Raw genomic sequence first — 1,627 nt, 5'->3', positions numbered from 1 at the left:
ATTTTTGTATTGGTTTCATTTGGCTGTCGATAGCTTTATCTCGTCGTTCCGGTAGCGCTTTTGAGCCGGAATCCAGCTGTTGTTGGGGAGTGTGTTCGAAGGCCTTGCCTTCATGGCTATCTATCGCTTGCTGTGGGTGTTGTACAGGATGTACTAATGTCGTGATCACATGGATGTGAATGAACGACCTTATGTGCACTCTTTATTGCAGTAAATAGAGCCATCCAAGTAAATAGAGCCATCCATAGTTAATTGTGCATGTTCTCTCCTCCTACTAAGCTTTGGTTATTAGTAAGAGGTAGGAGGTTGTTATGCCCCGTCCCAGAAGAACTCAAATTAGCATTGAAGATACGCCTTGGTATCATGCAGTGACAAGGTGTGTGCGTAAAGCGTGGCTCACAGGAATCGATCCAAACACGGGGAAATCCTATGAGCATCGACGAGAATGGGTTGAATCTCAGTTGCTTAAGTTAGGTGCAATCTTTGCTATCAACATCGCTGCTTATGCGGTGATGTCTAATCATCTTCATCTGGTGTTGAGGATAGATATTGAGTTAGCAAATAGCTGGACAGATAGGGAGGTCGTTGAGCAGTGGCATCAGTTGTTTAAAGGCACTGAGCTAACACAAAGGTTTGCCAAAGGTGAATTGGTTGCAGAGCAAAACCTATCACAGCTAAGACATTCAATTGCTCAATACAGAAGCCGTTTAAGCGATATTAGCTGGTTTATGAGATGCTTAAATGAACCGATTGCTAGAAAGGCCAACAAAGAAGACAAGTGTACTGGTCGTTTCTGGGAGGGACGTTTCAAGTCCCAAGCGCTGCTCGATGAAGCCGCTGTTTTGACCTGTATGGCTTATGTTGATTTGAACCCTATTCGAGCCAAGATGGCACTTATTCCAGAAAAATCAGACTATACCAGTATTCAAGCGCGTATAAAGGCAGCATTGAAAGGTGAGCAGCCTAAGTCGCTACTTACCTTTATTGGCAATGAAAAGAATAATCAGCCCAAAGGGGTTAATTTCGAGCTACAAGACTACTTGCAACTAGTGGATGAAACTGGTCGAATAATTCGTGAAGATAAGCGTGGGAGTATTTCTACCAGTTCGTCTAAGATACTTAACAGGTTGAATATATCACCAGATAACTGGATAAAGATGACCTCTGACTTTGGTAAAATATTTCATGGTCCTGTTGGCACAACCCAAGAGCTTACAAATTACTGTGACCATCTACAGAAAAGGCGTCGTCATTTTGCGAAGTGTTGTAAGTATCTGGAAGATGGCTGATAGTCATTAGCTAATTTTCACTCCCTCACCAATTATGTCTACTTAAACAGCTTGAGTTCACCAGCGCTGCCTGAAAATCGATATTTTAGTTAGAAATCCCCAGTTCGACGATGGTAATGAACATAAGTTGCAGCCATATCGGTAATCACTGTGCTTTGTTGTACGTTGAACTGAAAGCTCGCTATTGCAGCGTTAAATTGTTGATTTATTGTGGGTGATGGGATGGACGCTCCCTAATTCGGCGTCAATGCGCCAAACTGATATTGAATATGCAGTTACATCAAGGAGCGTCCACCATGAAAGTTACCACTATTGCTATCGATCTTGCAAAGAATGTC

General features: G+C 42.7%; 2 protein-coding genes. One reads left to right on the top strand and one right to left on the bottom strand.

The window, feature by feature from the left end; genetic code table 11:
* Positions 1-199: hypothetical protein (locus HRU42_RS21120; RefSeq protein WP_295034068.1), on the bottom strand; the 199-nt coding region annotated here is incomplete at its 3' end.
* A gap of 112 nt (positions 200-311) precedes the next feature.
* On the opposite strand from HRU42_RS21120, the gene HRU42_RS21115 reads away from it, so the two are divergent.
* Complete coding sequence (locus tag HRU42_RS21115; protein ID WP_295034066.1) at positions 312-1,289, top strand: transposase; 978 nt, start codon at positions 312-314, stop codon at positions 1,287-1,289.
* Positions 1,290-1,627 lie beyond the last annotated feature (338 nt).

It is taken from the genome of Shewanella sp., assembly GCF_013214165.1.
Taxonomy (GTDB): Bacteria; Pseudomonadota; Gammaproteobacteria; order Enterobacterales; family Shewanellaceae; genus Shewanella.
Note: the sequence above shows the minus strand (reverse complement) of the source record. Positions and strands in the feature narration are given on the sequence as shown.

Excerpts from the sequence above, each read along its gene's own strand:
- HRU42_RS21115 (WP_295034066.1), top strand. The coding sequence starts at position 312 with ATGCCCCGTCCCAGAAGAACTCAAATTAGCATTGAAGATACGCCTTGG.